This window comes from Bacillus sp. EKM501B (assembly GCF_011800505.1).
GTDB lineage: Bacteria > Bacillota > Bacilli > Bacillales > Bacillaceae_G > Bacillus_A > Bacillus_A cereus.
Genome location: NZ_JAALFZ010000103.1, coordinates 1 through 211, shown reverse-complemented (window position 1 = coordinate 211; position 211 = coordinate 1). Strand labels below are relative to the sequence as shown.

Genomic DNA, 211 nt, shown 5'->3' with positions numbered 1-211 from the left:
CGAAGTGGCTAAACGCGGCGGACTGTAAATCCGCTCCTTCGGGTTCGGCAGTTCGAATCTGCCCCCCTCCACCATTTTCTTTAAAATAACCTGAGAGGGTTTATTTTTTTGAAAAGATAACCATACTAGTAAATATTAATGGGCTATAGCCAAGCGGTAAGGCAACGGACTTTGACTCCGTCATGCGCTGGTTCGAATCCAGCTAGCCCAG

Annotated in this window: 1 tRNA gene; it reads left to right on the top strand. The window is 47.4% G+C overall.

The annotated features are described in order from the left end of the window. The first annotated feature begins 139 nt into the window (after positions 1-139). A tRNA-Gln gene (locus HFD78_RS29340) sits at positions 140-211 on the top strand.